General features: G+C 50.1%; 18 protein-coding genes. 12 read left to right on the forward strand and 6 right to left on the reverse strand.

Features of this window, described 5'->3' with window-relative positions; translation table 11 throughout:
- Nucleotides 1-121: 121 nt before the first annotated feature.
- The gene (locus tag MKZ24_RS19710; protein WP_340785695.1) at nt 122-853 is read right to left on the reverse strand and encodes an alpha/beta hydrolase; all 732 of its coding nucleotides are present in this window, start codon (nt 851-853) and stop codon (nt 122-124) included.
- A gap of 266 nt (nt 854-1,119) precedes the next feature.
- On the opposite strand from MKZ24_RS19710, the gene pdhA reads away from it, so the two are divergent.
- From pdhA to MKZ24_RS19745, 7 genes are all read left to right on the forward strand, one after another.
- Entirely contained in the window at nt 1,120-2,187 is a 1,068-nt protein-coding gene (pdhA, locus tag MKZ24_RS19715; protein WP_340785697.1) for a pyruvate dehydrogenase (acetyl-transferring) E1 component subunit alpha, read from the forward strand.
- Between the two features lie 15 nt (nt 2,188-2,202).
- Nucleotides 2,203-3,180: an alpha-ketoacid dehydrogenase subunit beta gene (locus MKZ24_RS19720; RefSeq protein ID WP_042236861.1), complete on the forward strand. Its 978-nt coding sequence runs from the start codon at nt 2,203-2,205 to the stop codon at nt 3,178-3,180.
- Between the two features lie 109 nt (nt 3,181-3,289).
- A complete protein-coding gene (locus MKZ24_RS19725; protein WP_042236860.1) occupies nt 3,290-4,942 on the forward strand; it encodes a 2-oxo acid dehydrogenase subunit E2 in 1,653 nt (550 codons plus the stop codon).
- Between the two features lie 3 nt (nt 4,943-4,945).
- A complete protein-coding gene (gene lpdA / locus MKZ24_RS19730) occupies nt 4,946-6,358 on the forward strand; it encodes a dihydrolipoyl dehydrogenase (protein ID WP_039299144.1) in 1,413 nt (470 codons plus the stop codon).
- Between the two features lie 293 nt (nt 6,359-6,651).
- Nucleotides 6,652-7,446 (forward strand): thymidylate synthase, encoded by a 795-nt coding sequence (gene thyA, locus MKZ24_RS19735; RefSeq protein ID WP_042236858.1) that lies wholly within the window; start codon nt 6,652-6,654, stop codon nt 7,444-7,446.
- A gap of 49 nt (nt 7,447-7,495) precedes the next feature.
- Nucleotides 7,496-7,987, forward strand: coding sequence for a dihydrofolate reductase (locus MKZ24_RS19740; protein WP_042236856.1), 492 nt, complete (start codon nt 7,496-7,498; stop codon nt 7,985-7,987).
- Nucleotides 7,988-8,223: 236 nt separating this feature from the next.
- Complete coding sequence (locus MKZ24_RS19745; protein WP_042137832.1) at nt 8,224-9,711, forward strand: glutamate synthase subunit beta; 1,488 nt, start codon at nt 8,224-8,226, stop codon at nt 9,709-9,711.
- Nucleotides 9,712-9,827: 116 nt separating this feature from the next.
- Here MKZ24_RS19745 and MKZ24_RS19750 read toward each other — a convergent pair whose 3' ends face one another.
- Nucleotides 9,828-11,828 (reverse strand): methyl-accepting chemotaxis protein, encoded by a 2,001-nt coding sequence (locus MKZ24_RS19750; protein ID WP_042236852.1) that lies wholly within the window; start codon nt 11,826-11,828, stop codon nt 9,828-9,830.
- Nucleotides 11,829-12,406: 578 nt separating this feature from the next.
- Here MKZ24_RS19750 and MKZ24_RS19755 point away from each other — a divergent pair.
- The gene (locus tag MKZ24_RS19755) at nt 12,407-14,110 is read left to right on the forward strand and encodes a proline--tRNA ligase (RefSeq protein ID WP_340785703.1); all 1,704 of its coding nucleotides are present in this window, start codon (nt 12,407-12,409) and stop codon (nt 14,108-14,110) included.
- Between the two features lie 127 nt (nt 14,111-14,237).
- Here MKZ24_RS19755 and MKZ24_RS33130 read toward each other — a convergent pair whose 3' ends face one another.
- Complete coding sequence (locus MKZ24_RS33130; protein WP_081956562.1) at nt 14,238-14,750, reverse strand: DUF2569 family protein; 513 nt, start codon at nt 14,748-14,750, stop codon at nt 14,238-14,240.
- A 253-nt stretch (nt 14,751-15,003) separates the two neighbouring features.
- On the opposite strand from MKZ24_RS33130, the gene MKZ24_RS19760 reads away from it, so the two are divergent.
- Both MKZ24_RS19760 and MKZ24_RS19765 read left to right on the forward strand, forming a co-directional pair.
- A complete protein-coding gene (locus MKZ24_RS19760) occupies nt 15,004-17,271 on the forward strand; it encodes a type IA DNA topoisomerase (RefSeq protein ID WP_340785706.1) in 2,268 nt (755 codons plus the stop codon).
- 172 nt (nt 17,272-17,443) lie between these two features.
- Nucleotides 17,444-18,777 (forward strand): IS3 family transposase gene (locus MKZ24_RS19765; RefSeq protein ID WP_156123488.1). Its coding sequence is split into 2 segments (ribosomal slippage): nt 17,444-17,825 and nt 17,825-18,777, totalling 1,335 coding nucleotides; the frame shifts between segments, so codons are not numbered across the junction.
- A gap of 93 nt (nt 18,778-18,870) precedes the next feature.
- On the opposite strand, the gene MKZ24_RS19770 is transcribed toward MKZ24_RS19765, so the two are convergent.
- From MKZ24_RS19770 to MKZ24_RS19780, 3 genes are all read right to left on the reverse strand, one after another.
- Complete coding sequence (locus MKZ24_RS19770; RefSeq protein ID WP_340785709.1) at nt 18,871-19,623, reverse strand: DsbA family protein; 753 nt, start codon at nt 19,621-19,623, stop codon at nt 18,871-18,873.
- An 85-nt stretch (nt 19,624-19,708) separates the two neighbouring features.
- Nucleotides 19,709-20,461: an HAD family hydrolase gene (locus MKZ24_RS19775; RefSeq protein WP_042236843.1), complete on the reverse strand. Its 753-nt coding sequence runs from the start codon at nt 20,459-20,461 to the stop codon at nt 19,709-19,711.
- 130 nt (nt 20,462-20,591) lie between these two features.
- Nucleotides 20,592-21,509 carry an ArsR/SmtB family transcription factor gene (locus MKZ24_RS19780; protein WP_039299120.1) on the reverse strand — a complete coding sequence of 306 codons (918 nt, stop codon included), beginning with the start codon at nt 21,507-21,509 and terminating at the stop codon, nt 20,592-20,594.
- A gap of 182 nt (nt 21,510-21,691) precedes the next feature.
- Between MKZ24_RS19780 and MKZ24_RS19785 the strand changes: the two genes are divergently transcribed.
- Both MKZ24_RS19785 and MKZ24_RS19790 read left to right on the forward strand, forming a co-directional pair.
- Complete coding sequence (locus MKZ24_RS19785) at nt 21,692-22,828, forward strand: MFS transporter (RefSeq protein ID WP_042242679.1); 1,137 nt, start codon at nt 21,692-21,694, stop codon at nt 22,826-22,828.
- Between the two features lie 89 nt (nt 22,829-22,917).
- Nucleotides 22,918-23,643, forward strand: coding sequence for a phosphonate ABC transporter ATP-binding protein (locus MKZ24_RS19790; protein ID WP_042137817.1), 726 nt, complete (start codon nt 22,918-22,920; stop codon nt 23,641-23,643).
- Nucleotides 23,644-23,669: the final 26 nt, after the last annotated feature.

Consider the following 23,669-nt stretch of genomic DNA (forward strand, 5'->3'; position numbering starts at 1 on the left):
CGGTTGCCGTCCTTACAAATAAGGACGGGCACCGTTTGCCCGCCCTTTACTGAGAGCGCACTCACCTGCAGAACATACATAAGTTCGGAAGATGTTCACTTTTTAGGCCTTATAAGGTGTTTCAGCGGTTGAAGAAATAGAGTAATGATTCCGGTAGCTCTTTTTGCCAGAATCCCCAGAGATGACGTCCGTCCTTCTCACGGTAGGATACGGTTGCTCCCCTTGACTCCAGCATCGCTTTGGTTTCCCTGTTCATTTCTACGAAATCGTAGATTCCGGTATCAGTTTTATAGTCTCGCTCCTGCAAACCGACGACCATATTGATCTGAAGCCAGGAGAGATCATCTTCCTGTTCCAGCAGCCGGCGGGTTTCGGGGTAATAGGCGCCGGAAAGGCTAAGGACACGGTTGAATAGGGCCGGATAAGCCAGGGCAAGATGCAGGGAGACACTGCCGCCCAGGGAATCTCCGGCGATGATTCGTTCTTCCGGCGTACGCCGTACGGGATAATTGTTTTCAATGAAGGGAATAATCTCTTCGGCGAAGCATGCAAGGTACTGCTTGAAGCGGCTGCCAAACGGAGCGTATTCTTCGGTGCGGACTGCTACGTTCACTTCAACACCCACTATAATGAAGGGATCCACATCCTGCTCCAGAATCAGCTGTCCGGCAAGCGTGGCGATCCGGCCGAAGTTGAAGAATTCTTCTCCGTCCTGACAGTAGACCACCGGATAACTGAGTACCTCGTTATAGCCGGGAGGAAGATAAATGCGCAGCTTGCGTTCCTCCTGCAGATGCTCGCTCCAGAGTGTTTGTTTCACTATTGTACGTTTCAGAAAAACAGGTTCGCTCATTGTCAAATCGTCACCTTTCGTGTCGGATTTTTGCATTAGACTAAGTGTTACGTTAAAATTACCCAAGCAGCAAATGTGGGATATATCATTTACTTGAATAATATCCTTCTATCTGTTATAGGATAATTGAAAACCTGTTATACATACAAAATTTATGGAAACATAAATTTTATGCGTATTTCTTTGACGAAACAGCTACAACAGGTGTATAATAATTCTATAACAGAGACCACTGATATTCAAATTTTTTTATTGAGGTGAAGATAATGACTAGAGTTCCTTATGAAGTGTATACAGAGGACGTTGAAGCCCTTTCGGTACTTTCACCGGATGGAGAAGTTATCAACAAGGAAATGATGCCTGATCTTACCGATGACCAACTGAAAGAAATTATGTACCGTATGGTATTTACCCGTACCTGGGATGACCGTGCCGTCAACCTGGGTCGTCAAGGACGCCTCGGCTTCTATGCACCAGTATCCGGTCAGGAAGCTACGATGATCGGCAGCGAGTTCGCTTTGCAGAAAGAAGATTTCGTCTGCCCGGGTTACCGCGATATTCCACAGCTGGTGTGGCATGGACTTCCATTATATCAGGCTTTCCTGTATTCCCGCGGACATCAGCACGGCGGACAGATTCCAGAAGGCGTAAATGTACTTATGCCGCAGATCATTATCGGAGCACAGATCCTGCATGCTACCGGTATTGCAATGGGCTTTAAATTGAAGAAACAAGCTAATGTAGCTATTACTTATACTGGTGACGGCGGTTCATCCGAAGGTGACTTCTATGAAGGACTTAACTATGCAGGTGTCTACAAACTTCCTGTAATCTTCTTTGTTCAGAACAACGGCTATGCGATTACAACTCCGTTCGCGAAGCAGACGGCAGCTAAATCGATCGCCCACAAAGCGGTTGCAGCAGGTATTCCCGGAATCAAGATCGATGGTATGGACGTGTTTGCGGTAATCTCCGCTGTCCAGCAGGCTGCTGAACGTGCACGTAAAGGTGAAGGCGCGACATTGATTGAAGCGGTAACTTACCGTTTCCGTCCACATTCCCTGTCCGATGATGCCAGTAAATACCGCTCCAAGGAAGAAGAAGGACAATGGAATGAGAAGGATCCGATTGCCCGTCTTGCCAAGTACCTGGAGAAAAAAGGCCTTTGGACCGAAGAAGATACTCTGCGCGTAAGAGAAGAAGCGAAAGCTACTGTGAACGAGCAGATTAAAAAAGCAGAACAGACCGAAAAAATGACCATTCCCGGCTTGATCGACAGCATGTTCGAGGTAACTCCGAAACATCTTGAAGAACAAAAAGCCGATTTTGAATAAGGGGGATATCAGGCAATGGCACAGATGAATATGAAAGAAGCAATTCGTGACGCAATGCGCGTTGAACTGACTCGTGACCCCAATGTTCTTATCTTCGGAGAGGATGTTGGTAATGTAGGCGGCGTGTTCCGTGTAACGGAAGGGCTGCAAAAGGAATTTGGCGAGGAGCGTATCTTCGATACTCCGCTGGCTGAATCCGCAATCGGAGGTTTGGCTTTCGGGCTTGGCGTGCAGGGTTTCCGTCCGATTGCCGAAATCCAATTCGTAGGCTTCATCTTCGAAGCACTTGATCAAATCGTCATTCAGGCTGCCCGCCTGCGCTGGCGTTCCGGGGGCAGATACAATGCTCCTGTAGTCTTCCGCACTCCATTCGGCGGCGGCGTCAAAGCAGCCGAACTTCATACCGATTCCCTGGAAGGCCTGATTGCCCAGAGCCCGGGTATCAAGGTTGTAATTCCTTCCAATCCATACGATGCTAAGGGACTGCTGATCGCTTCGATCCGCGACAATGACCCTGTATTCTTCATGGAGCACTTGAACCTGTACCATGCTTTCCGTGCAGAAGTGCCTGAAGGTGAATACACCATTGAATTGGGTAAAGCTAATGTAGTACGCGAAGGAACTGATGTCTCAATCATCACTTACGGCCTGATGGTACATACTGCTACCAAAGCGGCCGATCAGCTCGAAAAAGACGGCATCAAAGCCGAAATTATCGACTTGCGTACGGTTAGCCCGATTGATATTGATACGATTGTTGCTTCTATTAAGAAGACCAACCGTGCCATTGTAGTCCAAGAAGCACAAAAAAGCTCCGGCGTAGCCGCAGAAGTGATTGCTCAAATAAATGAAAAAGCTCTGCTGCATCTTGAAGCTCCTGTGCTTCGTGTAGCTGGCCCTGATACCATCTTCCCGTTCGCACAAATTGAGGATTCCTGGATTCCTACACCGGCGCGTGTCATTGCGGCAGTGAAGAAAGTAATGGAATTCTAAGAGAAAATTACCTTGCCGTCCTTGCAAAAGGGCGGCACCCGTTTCTGCAATGCATTGTACTGCTTACAAACTAAGTGTATGTAAACATAACTTTTAGGAGGTTATCAAGGTGGCAAAATTTGAGTACCGGTTCCCTGAGCTGGGCGAAGGTCTGCATGAAGGCGAAATTATCAAAATGCATATCAAAGCCGGCGATAAAGTAACCGATGACGATATCGTAATGGAAGTTCAGAATGACAAGGCAGTAGTAGAGGTTCCTTGTCCTGTTAACGGCACAGTGCTTGAAGTCTTCACCAAAGACGGCCAAGTATGCCGTGTGGGTGAAGTAGTGGCAATTATTGATGCAGAAGGCGAAGTTCCTGAACAGGAAGGCGGCCATCCTGCAGAACAGGCTTCCCAGGAAGCAGATGCAGCTAAAGGCGGAGCAGATACAACGTCATCTCCGGCAGCCAGCAGCCCTGCAACAGGCGGAACCAGTAACTTTGAATATAAGTTCCCTGAACTCGGCGAAGGTCTGCATGAAGGGGAAATCATCAAGATGCACATCAAGGTCGGCGACAAAATCACCGACGATGATATCATCATGGAAGTGCAGAATGATAAGGCTGTAGTTGAAGTTCCTTCTCCTGTCAACGGTACCGTAGTAGAAGTGTTCACCAAAGACGGTCAAGTATGCCGTGTAGGCGAAGTGGTGGCAATCATTGCTGCAGAAGGCGATGTTCCTCAGCAGGAAGGCGGCCATGCAGAAGCGTCTGGTGCACAGGCAGCAGCTCCTTCCCAGGCTCCGGCAGCAGCGGCAGCAGCTCCGGCTCCTAACCGTGAAGTGCTGGCAACCCCTAGCGTACGCAAATTTGCCCGTGATAAGAGTGTTGACATCTCTCAGGTCAATGGCTCCGGCAAGAACGGCAAGATCACACTTGAAGATGTAGAAGCCTTCCTGAAGGGCGGATCAGCAGCACCTGCGGCATCGGCGGCTCCTGCGGCGGCATCTGCACCTGCAGCAGCAACAGAAGCTCCAAAAGCTAAGGCAGCAGCACCAACAGCTTCCGGCAATGCAAACCTTGAAGAAGAACGCGTACCATTCAAGGGTATCCGTAAAGCCATTGCCAATGCTATGGTTAAATCGGCATACACAGCACCGCATGTTACCATTATGGACGAAGTGGATGTTACGGAGCTTGTAGCCTTCCGCGCACGCATGAAACCTGTAGCCGAGAAGAAAGGCGTGAAGGTAACTTACCTTCCGTTCATCGTGAAGGCACTCGTTGCAGCTTCCCGTCAATTCCCTGCGCTTAACGCTATGATTGATGAAGCAACGAACGAAATTGTCTACAAGAAATACTACAACATCGGTATCGCTACAGATACAGACAACGGTCTGATCGTTCCTGTAATCAAAGACGCTGACCGCAAGAGCATCTGGATGATCGCAAGCGCGATTACAGATCTGGCAGTCCGCGGACGCGACGGCAAACTGGCTCCGAATGAAATGAAAGGCAGCACCATTTCGATCAGCAACATCGGTTCCGCAGGCGGTATGTTCTTCACCCCAATTATCAACTTCCCTGAAGTTGCAATTCTGGGTACGGGACGCATCACTGAGAAGCCGGTCGTTAAGAATGGCGAAATCGTCGCTGCTCCTGTTATGGCCTTGTCCTTGAGCTTTGACCACCGTATTATCGATGGTGCAACCGCTCAGAACTTCATGAATTACATTAAGACCCTGCTTGCAAATCCTGATATGTTAGTTATGGAGGTGTAATAAATGGTAGTCGGAGACGCTTCAATCGAAATCGACACATTGGTAATTGGTGCAGGTCCCGGCGGGTATGTGGCGGCAATCCGTGCCGCCCAGCTTGGCCAAAAGGTGATCATTGTAGATAAATCGGAACTCGGCGGCGTGTGCTTGAACCGCGGCTGTATTCCTTCCAAGGCGCTGATCTCGGCAGCTCATCAGTTCGAAGCTGCACAGCACGGCGAGGTATTCGGTGTTACTGCCGAGAACGTCAAAGTGGACTGGGCCAAAACCCAGGAGTTCAAAAACGGCGTTGTCAAAAGAATGACTTCGGGTGTAACCAGCCTGATGAAAGGCAACAAAATTGAAGTATTCAGCGGTGAAGCTATGTTCATCAGCACAAATGAAGCCCGTTTGTTCAATGATCATGAATCCCCGCGCTACAAATTCAACAACTGTATCATCGCAACGGGCTCCCGTCCGATTGAATTGAAGCCTTTCCCGTTCGGCGGACGCATTCTGTCCTCGACAGAAGCACTTGATCTGCCGGAAATTCCGAAGAGCATGATTGTTATCGGCGGCGGCTATATCGGCGCAGAGCTTGGTCAGATGTACTCCAAATTCGGAACCAAAGTAACCATCATTGAAGGTCTGGACACGGTTCTGCCTGGCTTTGACAAAGACATGACCCGTCTGGTTGCCAAAAATATGGCGAAGACCGGTATTGAAATTGTGACTAACGCCAAAGCTGAAAGTGCTGTTCAGAACGACAAGGAAGTAACCGTGAAGTACTCCGTGGGCGGCGAGTCCAAAGAAGTAACTGCCGATTACCTGCTGGTTACTGTAGGCCGTCGTCCTAACACTGACGGTGAACTGGGTCTGGATCTGATCGGTGTTGAGCTGGACGAACGCGGTCTGGTCAAAGTCGACCACCAGGGACGCACTAATATTCCTAATATCTTTGCCATCGGCGACATCGTTCCCGGTCTTGCTCTGGCACATAAGGCTTCTTACGAAGGTAAAATTGCGGCTGAAGCAATTTCCGGTCACAAATCGGTTGTTGACTACAAGGTTATGCCTGCAGTAGTATTCACAGATCCTGAATGCTCCAGCGTAGGCCTGACTGAGAAAGAAGCGAAGGACAAGGGCTATGCTGTGAAGAGCGGCAAATTCCCGTTCGCAGGCAACGGCCGTGCCGTTTCCCTGAATGCTCCGGAAGGCTTCATCAAGATTGTGGCTAAGAGCGACAATAATCAGGTGCTCGGCGCGCAAATCGTCGGTATCGAAGCTTCCAACCTGATCGCTGAGCTGGGTCTGGCCATTGAAATGGGCGCTACGCTCGAAGATATCGCCCTGACCATCCACGCGCATCCGACCCTTGGCGAAATCGTCATGGAAGCGGCTGAGCTGGTAGAAGGACACCCGATTCACGTGATCAAATAATACCCTTTACGTTTTACTTGGGTAAGGATCAAGAGGATGTTTCCAAGGCCATCTAGAATGGTTAAGGGGACATCCTCTTTTCGATGGGCGCTAGGAGGAAAGGGTTCCGTATCATAACAGCAATCAGTTGCTGGGCAAATTAATTTCCTCTATTATCAGGATTAGGAAAAACTGCTTTTGTCAGTATTTGCTGACCGCAGGAAATTGCATTTTCTGCGCGCGAACAAGTTACAAGGACGGTCAGCTCATGGTAAACTGGTATAAGAAAAAAAGAGAGTGGGGTGCGATACTGCTTGCGTAATTACTTGGATTTATTACAGGATATACTGGACAACGGTACAGCCAAAGGCGACCGGACCGGTACAGGCACTTTGTCTGTATTCGGGCGTCAGCTCCGCTTCGATCTGTCGAAGGGATTTCCGCTGATGACCACCAAACGCATCCATCTGAAATCGGTGGTGCATGAGCTGCTCTGGTTCCTCAAAGGGGATACCAATACTTCTTATCTGAAGGAGAATGGAGTCTCTATCTGGGATGAATGGGCGGATGAGAACGGTGAGCTGGGACCGGTATACGGTTCGCAGTGGCGGGCCTGGGAGAGCAAGGACGGACGACATATCGATCAGATTGCGAATGTTATTGAGTCGATTAAGCATAATCCGGATTCCCGCCGTCATATCGTCAGTGCCTGGAATGTAGGTGAGATTGAGCAGATGAAGCTACCGCCATGCCATTTTGTGTTTCAGTTCTATGTAGCGGGCGGGAAGCTGTCCTGTATGCTTACCATGCGTTCTGTGGACACGTTCCTGGGTTTGCCTTTTAACATTGCAAGCTACGCGCTGCTCACCCATATGGTGGCCCAGCAGACTGGGCTTGAGGTTGGTGAATTTGTCTGGTCAGGCGGCGATGTGCACATATATACAAATCATATGGAGCAAGTGGCCACACAGCTCGCGCGGGAGCCTTACGCATTGCCGAAGCTGAATATCCGCCGGGTGCCTGACAGTATTTTTGATTATACGTTTGAGGACTTCGAGTTTACCGACTATATCCATCATCCGGGGATCAAAGCGCCGGTTGCTATATAACCCTGTCCGGAAACCTATTCGATGATTTCATGGAAAAGAGGGCGTGAATATGAGTATCACCATGATTTGGGCGATGGCTTCGAATGGTGTGATTGGTAAGAATAACGATATGCCCTGGCATTTGCCGCTGGATTTCGCTTATTTCAAAGCAGAGACACTCGGCAAAAGAATGCTGATGGGCCGTAAAACATGGGACTCTCTCGGCGGGAAGCCGCTTAAAGGCCGCACCAGCCTTATTCTGACCCGGGACCACAGCTTTGCGCCAGAAGGTGCGGAGGTTGTACACTCGTTGGAAGAAGCCCTGGCAGAAGGCCTTAAAGAGGATGAGCTGATGGTGATCGGCGGAGCGGAGATCTACAGCTTAATGCTGCCTCATGCAGACAAGCTGCTGGTCACGCGGATTTACGCAGATATTGCGGGAGATACGAAGTTTCCGGAGGTCAACTGGAGCCAGTGGAGCGAAATTTCAAGTACACAGGGGATTCGCAATGAACAGAATCCTTATGATTACCGTTTTTTTGTATATGAACGCAGGGAGTAACGAAAAAGCGTTTTCTCTGACACAAGATGTGAAATAGTACAAATAATCAGCAGATTAATCCATTACAGTGTGAAAGTATTGAATGCTACTATAATTAAAATTAGAAATGATATTTCACTAGGTAGTATAAAATATGCAGGTTCTTCACCTACGCTGCATTAGATATATTTCTGCCGCAGGTATGTTATAGTGTACTATACATCAACACGAAGAGAACGGATGGGGGAAACGTAAATATGTCTACACCTACTGGATTTATGGAGTATAAGCGCCAGCTCCCAGGGGACCGGGATCCCGAGCAGCGCATCAAGGATTGGGAAGAGTTCCATGAGCATCTGACCGAGGACGAGCTTCGGACTCAGGGTGCACGCTGTATGGATTGTGGAACACCTTATTGCCATACCGGCATAGATATGAGCGGCGGTACCTCGGGCTGTCCGGTGCATAATCTTATTCCGGAATGGAATAATCTGGTCTACCGGGGATTGTGGAAGGAAGCGCTGGAACGCCTGCACAAGACGAATAATTTCCCGGAATTTACGGGCAGCATCTGTCCTGCACCCTGTGAGGGTTCGTGTACCGTCGGCCTGATTGGCCAGCCTGTCACCATTAAGACCATTGAGCTGGCAATTGTGGACAAAGGCTTTGAAGAGGGTTGGGTGGTACCGAACCCTCCGGAGAAACGCACAGGCAAACGTGTTGCCATTGTCGGTTCCGGACCGGCAGGTCTGGCGGCGGCAGCTCAGCTGAACAAAGCGGGCCATACTGTGACGGTCTTTGAACGCAGTGACCGCATCGGCGGCCTCCTGATGTATGGTATCCCTACCATGAAGCTGGACAAACGTGTCGTGCAGCGCCGTGTGGATCTGCTGGCAGCAGAAGGCATCCAGTTCGTAGTGAATACTGAAATCGGCAAGGATATTCCGGCACAGCAGCTGGTGGATGAATATGATGCCGTTGTACTCTGCGGCGGAGCGACCAAAGCCAGACGCTTCAATGTAGAAGGCAATGAACTGAATGGCGTAATGTACGCTATGGATTACCTTAACGGTACGATTAAGAGCTATCTGAATTCCAATCTGGAGGATGGCAACTATGTATCGGCTGCCGGCAAGGATGTTATCGTACTTGGCGGCGGGGACACGGGTTCCGACTGCGTGGCTACCTCATTGCGTCACGGCTGCAGCAGCATTACACAGTTCGGTACGCATGACAAGGCGCCGCTGGAGCGCGATCCGATTGCTAACCCATGGCCGCAATTCCCAAATGTCTATACGCTGGATTATGCCCAGCAGGAAGCCAAGGCGGTTTTCGGAGAAGATCCGCGTGAATTCTCCATCATGACTACGAAATTTGTAGGCGATGAAGAAGGCAACCTCAAGGAGCTGCACACCGTGCAAATCCGCCGTATGGTGGATGAGACCGGACGGAAGATTTACCAGCCGGTTCCGGGAACTGAGGCTGTCTATCCCGCACAGCTTGCGCTGATCGCGATCGGCTTCGACGGACCGGAGCAGGATATTATTGAGGAGCTCAAGCTGGATACGGACCGCCGCAGTAATGTAAAGGCCCGTTACGGTAAATTCAACACCAATGTGGATAAAGTATTCGCAGCCGGAGATATGCGCCGTGGTCAGAGTCTGGTGGTCTGGGCGATCAACGAAGGCCGTGAAGCGGCACGTGAAGTGGATAGATATCTGATGGGTTCGACCGTACTCGTCTAGAGAATAAGATGATGAGATTTTAGCTTAAGATAATGAAATGCACACAAAAACCGTCATCCCAGCATTTGCTGAGTGACGGTTTTTGTGTGCAGCTATAGGACTGTAATCCGTGTGAACTAGTCCTCCAGCTTGAAGCGTTCGATCTTAAGCTGCAGTGCTGCGGCCATCTTGGACAGCTCTGTGGAGGAGGAGGAAATTTCTTCCATGGAGGCCAACTGCTGCTCGGTAGCCGCAGTTACGCTCTGGAACGCATCTGAAGTTGAACGCGAGATGCCGGAAATTTCATGAACAGAAGCAGCAACCTCCTGCGCACCGGCAGACATTTGCTCGGTAATGGCCGAGATGTCATGCAGTTGGCTGTTGATTTTGGTCGTGGAGTGCTCAATACTGATAAACGCTTCCTTAGCTTCAGCTGTAACCTGAATGCCCAAATCTACATCTGCTGCAACCGTATGCCGGATGGCTTCATAGGTCTGGTCAATAAGCCGGGTCATCTGCAGCAGGGTGTCCTGGATATCTCCGGCTGTATTCTTCGATTGATCCGCCAGCTTCCGTACCTCAGTGGCGACTACAGCGAATCCTCTGCCATGTTCTCCGGCCCGGGCGGCTTCGATTCCGGCGTTCAGTGACAACAGGTTAGTCTGCACGGCAATGGCTGTAATCGCGCTGCTCATAGCCGAGACTTCGGTGTTCAGGCCGTTTAATTGGCCAATCAGCTCCGAAGAATGGTGGGTGGAGGTACGGATGGCATCCATTTGCCGGCTGACCTGTTCGATCTTGAGGCTGCCGCTAAGCACGTCAGCTTCTGTATTGGCCGAAGAGTCTACAATGGTGGCTGCAGCTTCAGCGATTTTTTGGATACCTGAAGACATTTCCTCCATCGCACGCGAGGTCTCAGCCATCGCTGAAGTCTGCGTTTCAGCACCTTCTGAAGATTCCTGCACGAGTCCGGTCACATAAGCAGTGGCTTTGGAGTTCTCCTCAGTCGTGGCTGTAAGCTGCTGGCTTGAAGAGGCAAGCTGTGCCGAAGTGTCTGAAATATCAGAAACGATACCACGCAGAGAACCTACCATCAGATTATAATTCTCCGCCAGCTGTCCGATTTCGTCCGACCGGTTAATGTGAATCTGTTCATTCAGGTACCCTTCGCTCACCCGCTGCGCAGAACGGTTCAGACTGCGGATCGGATTCGTGATGGAACGGATAATCAGGAACAATAAGGTCATGCTGACAATCAGAGACACGGCCAGTACAATTGCTCCTGTATTAATAATAGGCTGCGTCGCATCAGAGAATTCCTGGGTCGGAAGAATGCCGACAATCTTGAATCCGGTATTCGCATCGGTTGTATAGTAACCCCGCATATCCATGCCTGAATCCGGATTCGTATAGTTCAGATCTCCACTCTCATTAACCAGCATCTCCACGACATAGTCTGCTACATCATCACCTGCAGCTTTTATGGGATGAGAGACGAACTTATGATTCCGGTCAACAATATAAAAATAGCCTGTTTCCCCTGGTGTGGTCTTGTTGATTTTCTCACTTAAGGCTTTCAGGTTGAGGCTGGTTGTAATCGCACCCTGGCCATCCTTCAGCGTTTCCGAGATAAAGAGCGTATAGTTGCCGGTTGTTGCTGAGACAAAAGGATCGATGATCGTGATTTTACCGGGATTCAACAGGGTTGCCTTATACCAGTCTCTGGTACGCGGATCATATTCCTGCTTCCCGGGATCGGGAGCTTTCATCCACGCACCCTGATCATTGCCCACCGTTAGGATCTCCAGCTCGGGATGCGCCTTCATGAACAATTCAATCAGCGTACGTGTTTCCGGCGAATTAGCATCAATATCGGAAGAATTAATCTGCTGGCTTAGCAGATCTACATTTCGCATTGCGGCTGAAACATATTCGTTAATTGTACTTGCGACAAGATCCACACTGGAATGCGTGGAATCCTGCATTTTGATCTCCAGTTGCTTATTTGCACTGAAATACGAGAAAGTACTTACGAGCAGGATGGGGATCACCAGCATAATACTGAATAGAATCATCATTTTTCTCTGCAGTGAACCTGATTTGGATTTTCGCTTAGAACGGTTGACGGATTTGGACATTGGAATGGTTCCCCCTCGGATACATGGAAATCGGCTTTTATATGAGAATGTAGCCGTTTCTTTGAATAACTCTATTCATATATTCGGTTTATCGACACATTTTTTTCATATCTAAAAGCGCTTGAAAAAAATATTTAATTGTATCACAAATTTCTGGGAATGAAAGGGGATACATATAACAAAATATTGAATTTTATCATAATTGTGATTTTGCAGTACCGACTTGACGGGTGCCGATATATCGTATAGATTAAGTACAATATTTATAATGTACAAAGCGTTGACCAAGGATCTATGTTTCCGTACCCGCCAGAACAGAGAGGGGATTCACCGGCTGAAAGGTCCCTCAAGTGCGTGTGAGGCATATCCTGCCTTGGAAGCTGCAGCTTATGGCAATATGCGTAATGCTGCCGGCCCCGGCCGTTATCCGGATTTAAGGATCGCCAGGCTCTCTCTAAGGCGGTTGAACCAGGGTGGTAACACGACGCATTCGTCCCTGACGGATGCGTCTTTTTTGCGTATTCAAAGAGACTTAAGCGGCAACATAACACATTTATCGAAGAAAGAGGCTGATCCGTATGCGCCAAACCAATCTATTCGTCACAACTCTCCGCGAAGCCCCTGCTGAAGCAGAAACGATGAGCCATCAGTTGCTGCTGCGTGCCGGATATATCCGCCAGCTGGCGGCAGGAGTATATACATATATGCCGCTGGGGCGGAGGGTACTCCGCAAGATTGAGAACATAGTCAGGGAAGAGATGGATGCATCCGGAGCACAGGAGCTGCTCATGCCCTCTCTGCAGCCCGCAGAGCTCTGGAAAGAATCTGACCGATATGACGTGTACGGTAAGGAGCTTATGAAGCTGCAGGACCGTCATGAACGGGAATTTGTGCTGGGACCTACCCATGAAGAGGTAGTGACAGCACTTGTAAGGGATGAAATTAACTCCTACCGGCGCCTTCCCCTCACGGTGTATCAGATTCAGACGAAGTTCCGCGATGAACGCCGTCCGCGTTCGGGGCTGCTGCGGGGCAGGGAGTTCCTTATGAAGGATGCTTACTCTTTTGACACAGGCTGGGAAGGTCTCGATTTGAACTATGAGCAGATGTACAATGCCTACGGGCGGATATTTAACCGCTGCGGTCTGACCTACCGGGCAGTGCAGGCCAATGCCGGAGCTATCGGCGGAAAAGGCCAGAATCACGAATTTATGGCTCTGTCAGAGATTGGAGAGGATACGGTTGCGGTCTGCTCCATCTGCGATTATGCCGCAAATCTGGAGCAGGCTGAAGTACGCGGTGTAGCCGCATTCGAGGAGCGGGATTACAGCGGCATTCCTGTTCCTGTAAAGTTCCACACGCCTAATCAGAAGACGATCCAGCAGCTGGAGCAGGAGAGCCGGATTAAACCGCAGGAGATTATCAAGACGTTAATCTACACAGACGGCGGTAAGACCTTTGCTGTATTAGTCCGAGGAGATCATGAGGTTAACGAGCTCAAAGTGCAGAAATATCTGGGCTGCGGTGAAATCGCATTGGCTGAGTATGATAGTGTGCAGGCGGTAGCCGGAGTTGAAAGCGGCTTTGTCGGTCCGGTAGGATTGTCTTTGACCATCCTGGTTGACGCAGCCGTTGCCGGCATGACAGAGGCGGTCACAGGTGCCGGGGACAAAGATTACCATCTGAGTGGCGTAGTGCCTGGCCGAGATTTCACGCTTACGCATGTAGGGGATTTCCGCAACGCTGCTTCAGGTGATCTCTGTCCGGAGTGTGGCGAAGGGAAGCTGGTTTTTCATCAGGGGATTGAGGTAGGGCATGTCTTCAAGCTCGGCACAGTCTATAGCGAGAAGCTGGGTGCGACCTTCTTAGATACGGCCGGGCGGAGTCAGCCTATGGTGATGGGGTGCTATGGTATTGGCATTTCGCGGCTCCTGTCGTCTGTAGCCGAGCAGAATCATGATGATCAGGGGCTGATCTGGCCGGCGGCCATAGCTCCTTATACGGTTCACATTCTGCTGATGTCCGTGAAGGATAAGGGGCAGCGTGAGGTTGCTGAAGCATTGTACGCACAGCTCACCGCCATCGGCATTGAGACGCTGCTGGATGACCGGGATGAGCGGGCCGGGGTCAAGTTCAAGGATTCCGGGCTGATCGGCATTCCGGTTGCGCTGGTTGTCGGCAAGGGTGCAGCAGAGCAGAAGGTCGAATATATGGACCGCAGAGCCGGGACCAAAGAAGTGATTGATATCAGTGAGGCCGTGGCGCGGGTGAGCGGGATCTAAGGTTTATGGAACTGCACATGGTACAAAGGCCGATTAAGGTTTCAATGGAAGCTAATCGGCCTGCTCCGTTTGATCATCCGCGTTTGGTACGTTTTATGTAGCTATCAAATAACAACAACTGCGTCTTTTACGCAAATGTGTTTTTCACTCTTTTAGATATGAGTAAGTAAGGCAACCAGATCAGCATATAAGCAAATGAAGATATAACACCCTGATATATATTTATTTCTTCATAGAATTCCTCCGGCAAAAAATGAATACCCAGCAGCCAAAAAAGAGTTAAGCATTGAATGATGAAAGAGCTGATTATGTAAATTACAGATAACTTTTTGAACCATATACTATGTCTTACACAAAAATAGATAATGAATATGATCATAATACAGATGACCAGACTTAGGGTGGTATCAACGATTAATGACGGATACAAGGATGAATTATAATATTCACTGTCTGGATCGGTGATTCGTTTAAATTCGTCAGACTTGATAATAGAGTAGTTATCAAGGGTACTTAATAGAAGTCTGATAAATTGTACGAATAAGCTAGCAGCAAACAGCACTAACCATCCGCCAAATCCCACATAAGATTTTCTTGAAATGTTTTTAAACGCCATGATTTCACCTGTTAAGATCCGCATCGGCTGCAGGTTTTGCTAAATTTATGTAACTGAATTATATATCGCAAATAAATAGTGCGAAATGACATATTTAGGTGTATCTATTGGGATGTGAAAATATTCATTGAACTGGGACTCAACCTGTGAGGTATAACCGCAAATACCGCGGGTCTGAACTCAGTCTTCAAGTCAATACGTTAAAAAGTGGTGAAGTAATGGTATAATAGACTACTGGACGTATTTTGGAAGAACCATGGGTAAGGAGCGATTATTTTTGAAGACACTCATTATTGCGGAAAAACCGGACATGGGGCGGAATATCGCCGCCGCAATAGAACCGAAGGCCAAAAATTACCGTTCCTATCTGGAAGGGGAGCAGTATATTATCACCTGGGCGATCGGGCATCTGATTGGCCTGGCGGAGCCTGAAGCATACGACAACAAATATAAAAAATGGAACATTAATGATCTGCCGATTATTCCGGAGCAGTTCAAGCTGGTGCCGAATGCGCGCACGCTGGATCAGCTGAAGGTGATTGGCGAGCTGGCGAAGCGCAGCGACCTGCTGGTCAATTCCTGCGATGCCGGGCGCGAAGGGCAGCATATTTTCTCGCTAATCCAGCGCCATCTGGAGCTGAGCCAGCCGGTCAAGCGGCTGTGGATATCGGACCTGACACCGGAAACGATCCGCAAAGGGTTCCAGGAGCTGAAGGACGGCTCGGAATATGAGAATCTGACCAAGGCGGCCAGGGCACGCAGCGAGGCGGACTGGCTGATCGGGATGAACGGCTCGCGGGCGTTTACGACGAAGCATAATGTGCTGCTGTCTGTAGGGCGGGTGCAGACCCCCGTGCTTGCGCTGATCTATGACCGGCAGAAGACGATTGAGGCATTCTCCTCGCTGAAGTTTTTTGAGGTGGAGGGGCATTTCAGCCAGAATGAACTGAACTATAAGGGAATGTGGCAGGGGGACCGGCTCACTGACGGCGCCAAGGCAGAGGCTCTTGCAGCCAAGGTTAAGGGCAAACCGGCCAGAATTGAATCCTATGAGGTTAAGGAAACCAAGGAATATCCGAACAAGCTGTATGATTTGACGCTGCTGCAGCGTGAGGCGAACGGGAAATATGCATTTTCAGCCAAAAAAACGCTGGATATTGCCCAGGCGCTCTATGAAAAGCACAAAGTGATATCCTATCCGCGTACCAACTCCAACTACGTGACGGAGCAGAACATCCCGGAGATGCACAAGACGCTGTCGGCGCTGCAAGGTACGCAGTACGATGAATGGGTGAAGGGTGCCAACCGCAACCTGGTCCATAAAGGCAACAAGTTTATCTGTAACCCGTCCAAGGTTGAGGATCACCATGCCATTCTGCCGACGAACCGCAAGGCGAACGGACTGAGTGCGGATGAGGCCAAGCTGTACGACCTGATCGTCCGCCGGCTCCTCTCCCAGTTCTATCCGGCTGCTGAATACAAGGTGCATACTGTAATCACCGAAGTGGAGAATGAGAAGTTCAAAACCACCGTCAAGGAGCTGCTCAGCCTGGGCTGGAAGGTGATTTACGGAGACCAGAAGAAGGACAAGTCCAAACCGGCCAAGGGCAAAGGCAAGGAGGATGAGGAGGACGAGGAGGTTGAGGTGAACGAGCCGTTCTCGATCTCAACAACGGATGAGGTGGTCTGCAGTGACGCCATCGTTAAGGAGAAGGATACCCAGCCGCCGAAGCACTATACGGAAGGGACTTTGCTGAAGGCGATGGAAAGCGCAGGCAAGCAGATAGAGGATGAGGAGCTCCGCGATGCCATGAAGGATTCGGGGCTCGGCACTCCGGCGACACGGGCAGCAACCATTGAGCGGCTGAAGAATGTCGGCTACGTGGAGATGCAGGGTAAAAAAATCGCCATCACCCAAAAGGGACGGACAGCGATTGAGCTGATCCGCGGTGCGGGTGTTGAGCTGCTGACCTCCCCGGAAATGACCGGGCAGTGGGAGCGCCGCCTGAACGAAATCGCCCGCGGCACAGCCGCGGACGGCCAGTTCATGGAGAACGTCAAACGTTTCGCCTCTATGATCGTGGACAAGGTCCGGGTGCAGTCCCGTGCAGCCAAAACCTCCTTCGAAGGCGAAACCCCTTCGCTGAATGCCGGAGCCAAAGGACGCAGTGCGGGAGCAACGCCGCGCAAAGCTGCGGACCGCAAAGCCGCCGACAAACCGACTGCGGCAAGGAAACGCAGCGAGCCGGCTGCCGCGAAAGCGGAGGACACCGGGCCGAAGGTAATTGGCAGTTGCCCGCGTCCCGGCTGCGGCGGGATGATCTTCATGGGCCGCAAGGGCTACGGCTGTTCCCATTACAAGGAAGGCTGCAAATTCGTGATCTGGAAAGAAAATCACGGCCGCACGCTCACCGACGCCCAGGTGAAAGCATTGATTGAGAAGGGCAAGACCGGCAAGCTGAAGCTGGCTGCAGAAGACGGCTCTCCGCTGGAAGGCAAGCTGGTGCTGACGAACATGGATACAGGACAGCTGGCTGTGGAATAATTCATAAATGAAAAAAGCGCCCCGGCCAGTTTTTTGAACTGTGACCCACAAGAAAGACACTTTGAAAAAAGTGTGAACTGTGACCCACAAGAAAGACACTTTGAAAAAAGTGACCTTCTTGTGGGTCTTTTGTGTTTTAATCAGAATATTGGAAAAGGAGCGGGATAAGACTGTGGGAAATTTAAATCGAACCCTATTTACGGAAGATATCATCAGAAGATTAGAGAAGAATCCAAATGTTCAGCGAGTATCCGAAACGAATATTTCGTATACTGCTGAGTTTAAGTTGGCGGCAGTGAAGGCCTACAACGAGGGGACACCCCCGTCAGAAATATTTCTTAAGGCGGGCTTTGACCTAAATCTCATCGGTTCTAAAAAACCAAAGCATAGTTTGAAACGCTGGAGAGATAGCTTTGCTAAATATGGTGAACTGGGACTACTGGAAGAACGGCGTGGCAAAGGCAGCGCTGGACGAAAGCCTGCATGTGCCTTGTCTGCTGACGAAGAACTGAAGCGCGCAAAGGCGAAGATTAAATTACTAGAAGCTGAGGTCGACTTTCTAAAAAAGCTCGAAGCGCTCGAACGGAACCAAGGAAAACCTTAACACCTTCGGAGCGCTACGAAATCATTTATCACACCCTGAGAGCCCATGGATTAAGCCGTATGACTCGTTATCTATGTGGAGTCGCCGCTGTGAGCACCAGTGGCTATTACAGATGGCTGGGCGCCGAGCAAAGGCGTCAACTTCGTGCAGCCGACGACGAGCGCGACCTTGTTCTTATTAAGCAACACTTCAACGCATTACAAGGAAGAGCTGGCGCTTTGGTGATTAAGATGCGTTTGGAGCATCTCAGCGGTGTCACCATGAATCACAAGAAGATTCGCCGATTAATGCGTAAATTTAACCTTGTCGCAGCCTTACGGCAAGCTAATCCGTACCGTAAGATGGCAAAGGCAACGCAGGAGCATCAGACCTGCGCAAACTTACTGAAACGCCAATTTGACCAGAAAGAGCCGGAGAAAGTCTTTCTAACCGATATCACCTATCTGCGGTACGGAAACGGACAGTGGGCTTATCTTTCGTGCATAAAAGATGGAGCAACCCGGCAAATTCTTGCTGACTGTGTAGCAGGGACACTAGAGTTACCACTCGTTGAAAAAACCATTCGGCGTCTGCTGGAACGGCTTGATGGAAATCTTCATCCAGAAGCCATTTTCCACTCCGATCAGGGCATGCACTACACACATCCTAAAACTCGTCTCCAAATTGAGCAGGCAGGTTTTCAACAGTCTATGTCCCGTAAAGGGAACTGTTGGGACAATGCATCGATGGAGTCGTTCTTTGGGCATATGAAAGATGAAATGAGCGTTCGAGATTGTCAGAATCTCACAGAAGTCAGGGCTCGTGTTTCGGAATATATTGCCTACTATAACTCCGAGCGATACCAATGGACATTAAAGAAGATGACTCCTGACGAATTCAGAAGTCATCTCCTTGCGAGCTAGCTCTAGGGTATTTCTTTTAAACCGTCCTCAAATCGGGTCACAGTTCATTTCCCGGCCGGGGCGCTTTTTTATATGCTTTTACAGGTTGTGAAGTTACTTAGCTTCTTGCAGTGCGCTGTCAATTGCAGCGCTTAAGCCTTCATAAGAGGAGTCCGGCAGCAGAACGCCGTTCACCATGAACTTAGGCGTGCCGTTTACACCGTAAGCGCCGGCGATCTTGAAGTCTTCTTTTACATCGAACATATACGTATGGTTCTTGACGTCCTGCTCGAACTGTCCGTAATCGATGCCTTCGATGTTATCCTTAACGAATTTCAGGATGAACTTCTGCGTAGCCCAGATCTTGCTCTCATCCCCCTGATTGGCATAGAGCTTGTGGACATATTCCCAGAACTTCTCGTTGCTCTGCTTGTATATGGCTTCACCTGCACTGGCGGCAAAATAAGAGTCCCGGTCAATAAAGGCAAAGTTCATGAAGTAGAACTGTACTTTTCCGGTATCTACGTAATCCTTGATGAACGTATCCAGATAGGTGGCGGTCCATTTTTTGCAGGCTGGACATTTGAAATCGGCAAACTCAATGACCTTCACCTTAGCATCTTCCTTGCCCAGATGAGGCTGTTTCTCATATTTCAGCCCGTCAACAACGATTGTTCCCTTCACATCTGTGTAATTGGGCAGGCCCTCGAGTTCGGCTGAACCGGATGACTTGCTGCCTGTAGTGATGAAGAACAGGACAACCACCAGAAGAACGACAATGATTGCAAGCAACATGGGGAGCAGACGTTTGTTACCCGTGGAATTCTTGGGATTCTTAGATTTCTTAGATTTCATAGGTTTGTTCATTGCCTACCTCCTGCGCGGGATGAAAATCTACTAAAATAGTATAATCATACCCACAGCAGGCTGCATATGTCATTTGTAACAGGAGTTAGCCGTGATGCTTGCGCAGGGCAGCTGAACGGATCACCGGCGGTACCTCATGAATTGCTGAAATGGTCATGACCGACTGCTGCATTTCACGCTGAAGCTCAATCAGGTTGTAGAGCCACTCATTCTGCTGCTTCAGATAGATGCTGTTGATGCCGGCAGTCAGCGCGGGAAGCACGTCCGTCCGCAGGGAGTTGCCGATCATCCAGGTTATGTTGCGGTCGAAATTGTAAGTAGTCAGGATATTCTCAAGCGCCTCCACATTCTTGTGCTGGCGAATGTAGATCCGGTCATCGAAGTAGGCATCCAGCTTCATTTGGGCGATTTTGCGCTGCTGAATGGTATCATCTCCGCCAGTGTAGAGGTATAGGGAATGACCATCCTGCTTCAAGGTATCGAGGGTTTCCACCATACCCGGGTAGGCTTCAACCTCCTGATCATATACGCTCAGGCCGAGCTTCATCAGCTGCTGCTCCTCGAACGGATCGGTTTTGCGGTTAAATTTGGCGGCGAAATAACGGTATGTGGCAATCAGGGATTTCGGGAAATTATCGCTGGCCAGTCCGCTGGTGCTGACTGTTTCTACGTCGATTTCTACCTGCTTGGTACGGAACTCGCTCATGGTCGGTCCGTAATCACTGAACCAGTCCGACATAAGCTCGAAATACCGGCCTAGAATGAGGTCGAAATATTTGTTGCAGTGCACCAGGGTGTCGTCCAGATCGAAGATTACTTGTTGGGTCAAATATTTCATACTGCTCACTCCTAAATGTTTTGTGAGGAATCCTTCTATGATGTGCGCTTCGAACAAAATCTGCTCCGGAAGCATCCGCTTGGTTGTGTAAGGTGTAAGTAACTATGCCTCTGCTGTAAATGTACAATTATTATATACGAATATAGGACTCCAGAAACATCTGAAGTTCAGCTGCGCCATCCGGCCGTATGCTGTAGCGTTCAGTGCCTTCACCGCGCAGATGTACGCGCAGCAGTCCGGCGACCCGCAGACTGAGCAGATGATGCATCAGCATCTCCCGCGACTGGTTCAGCTCGGATTGCATTTCCCAAAGGGTCTTGGGCTCACCCGCCACAAAGCGGAGCAGTCTAAGCCGGGTCGGGTCGGAGAGGGCCTGGGTTAACCTAAGCAGCACGGTAGGCGGCTCCTCTTCATTCTCGGAGGGTACATCGACCGGATATTGTACAAGCATCAGGTTCTTATAGAAGCAATAAGTATTGATCGGCCGGTTATGTACCGTAGGAAGCAGGACAATGGTCTTCAGCTCAGGAATATCTTCAATAACAACGCCGCCCGAGGCATATTCGATCAGCGGTACCATGTCCATTTTGCTCTCAAGCATTTTTTTCTCGGATGCGTCTTCAATCAGGAGCGGCAGGATCGTGTGTTCCACATGACGGAAATAATGCTCATACCACATCCGCAGCAGCGGAGTATAGCCGTTCTTGATCCGGGCACATTCTTCAAGAGTGAAGTTGTGGAAGAAGGGGGCGGTCCGCACCAGGCAATCTTCAACGGTAGAGGCTTCAAGCTCATCCAGGAACTGCAGTACTTTGGAAGCTTCCCCCCGGCTGTAAGCCCAGGCATAGAGCACATCATAGTCGTCAAAAGGCCATTCGGCAGCCTGCTTCAGCGCAGCCAGCTGCATAGGCGGGAACCGGCCGTCCACATCCCGAACCCAATCGGTGCCGATCTCCAGATTGGAAATCCATTTCTTCGTCACATATAGCATAAAACTGTCCAGCAGTTCATATACGGGTGAAACATCAATTTCGAGTTCATATTTCATTAAGCCGGGTCACCTCCAGAAAATCCGTCACTTCTATATATTATCTCTTGTTTTGAAGAGGGTTGTCCACTATAATGTTCGGTGTTTGCCGCTCTGACGGCAGTTTTGATCACCGCTGAATTACATAGGAGGATTTATTCGTGTCAGATTCCAAATCTATATCGCTTGAGCACAGCAGCAAAATGAATTATATGATTCTGATTACCGTAATTATATTGGCAGGACTAAGTCAGGGGATGCTGCTGCCTGTATTATCCATTCTGCTGGAGCAAAAGGGTGTATCCTCCTCACTGAACGGATTAAATGCCGCAGCTCTATACGTAGGGTCTTTCGCAATGACCCTGATTGCAGAGCGGGTACTTGGCGCAATCGGCTTCAAGAAGCTCATTGCCGCAGGCCTCAGTCTCGTGCTGGTGACTCTGCTCCTGTTCCCGCTGCTTCCCGGGGTCAAGGTGTGGTTCGTACTCCGTCTGCTGGTAGGCATAGGCGATTCAGCCATTAACTACGCCGCTCAGCTATGGGTGCTGCTGATGTCACCCGCTGAGCACCGCGGACGCAATCTGTCCCTGTATGGAATGTCCTACGGTCTGGGCTTCAGCCTGGGACCGCTGGGCATCATCCTGCTGCGCTTCGGCCCGTCCGCGCCGTTTCTGATTACCGCCGGACTGTTTGTCCTTGTACTGCTTCTCGTTGCGGTCAAACTGCCGGATTCACATCCGCACCCGATAGATCATAGTGAAGGGCAGGCCAGACGGTTCGGACGAAGCTACAGGCTGGCCTGGTACGCTCTGATCCCGGCACTGCTGTACGGATATATGGAAGCGAGCCTGAACAGTAACTTTCCTGTATACGGACTGCGGATCGGCTTCAGTACGGATCAGATTGCGACGCTATTGCCGTTTGCCGGCATTGGCGGCCTGCTGCTGCAGTTGCCGCTTGGCATATGGAGCGACCGCTATGGCCGCAGAGCCATCCTAATTGCTTCAGGAGTTGGCGGAGGCCTTGCCTTCACCCTGCTTCCTCTGGCCGGAGAGCATTTTCTGCTGAATCTGCTGCTCCTGATGATTGCCGGAGGCCTGGTGGGCTCCTTCTTCTCGCTTGGCCTAAGCTATGCCGCAGATATCCTGCCGCGCCATCTGCTTCCGGCGGCGAATGTTGTGTCTTCCTTCCATTATAGCCTCGGAAGTATTGCCGGGCCTGGTGTAGGCGGGTTGCTCCTGCAATTCGGCTGGGGTGGCAGTGTATTTGCAGTAATGGGTGGTTTATATATTCTGTTCGGACTGACAGGCTTATTATTCTCGCCACGGAAGAACATTTGAGGTAAGATAAGAACGAATGCTCGCATGGAATTTGATCCCGCTTTCAGAGTACACTATAGAGTAGAGTTGAAGACAGGAGAGGCTGAACTATGATTACAGTTGAACATTTGGCCAAAGCGGTCGGGGAAGATAAAGCACCGGTTCTGCAGGATATCGGATTTCAATTAGAACCGGGTGAATTTGTGGTTATTCTGGGAGCCAGCGGAAGCGGGAAATCGACACTTCTGAAATGCCTGGCGCTGCGCGAGAAATGGGATAGAGGGAATTTCCGGGTAGACGGCAAGGACATCATGAAGAGCCCTTTTGCCGGCAAACGCAAAATCCGCCGCGAATGGGCCTATCTGGAGCAGAATGCGGAGCTGAATCCGAATCGTACGGCACTGAAGAACGTGCTGATCGGACAAGCCTCACAGACACCTCTGTGGCGGATGGCTACAGGAATGGTCCGCTCTGATGATTATATGGGGGCGATGGACCAGCTTGATCTGCTGGGTCTGCTGGACAAAGCAAAGATGAAGACGAGCCACCTCAGCGGCGGTGAACGTCAGCGTGTGGCCATCGCCCGCGCATTGGTTCACGGTGCTAAGGTTATACTTGCCGATGAACCTGTTACTGGTCTGGACCCCAAGACTGCGGAGAATGTGCTTGAAACGCTCCGTAAGCTGTGCAAGGAAACTGGACTAACCGTGATTACCGTACTGCCGATTGAACTGGCGGAGCGTTTCGCCAGCCGGTTATGGGTACTGGAAGACGGAAGAATCAAACATGATGTGAAGGGGCGCCGGCTGACCTCACAGGAGCGGCTGCATCTGTGAAGCGGCAAGGCGTGCAATAAGGAGAG

It is taken from the genome of Paenibacillus sp. FSL R7-0297 (assembly GCF_038009025.1).
Lineage (GTDB): Bacteria > Bacillota > Bacilli > Paenibacillales > Paenibacillaceae > Paenibacillus_AQ.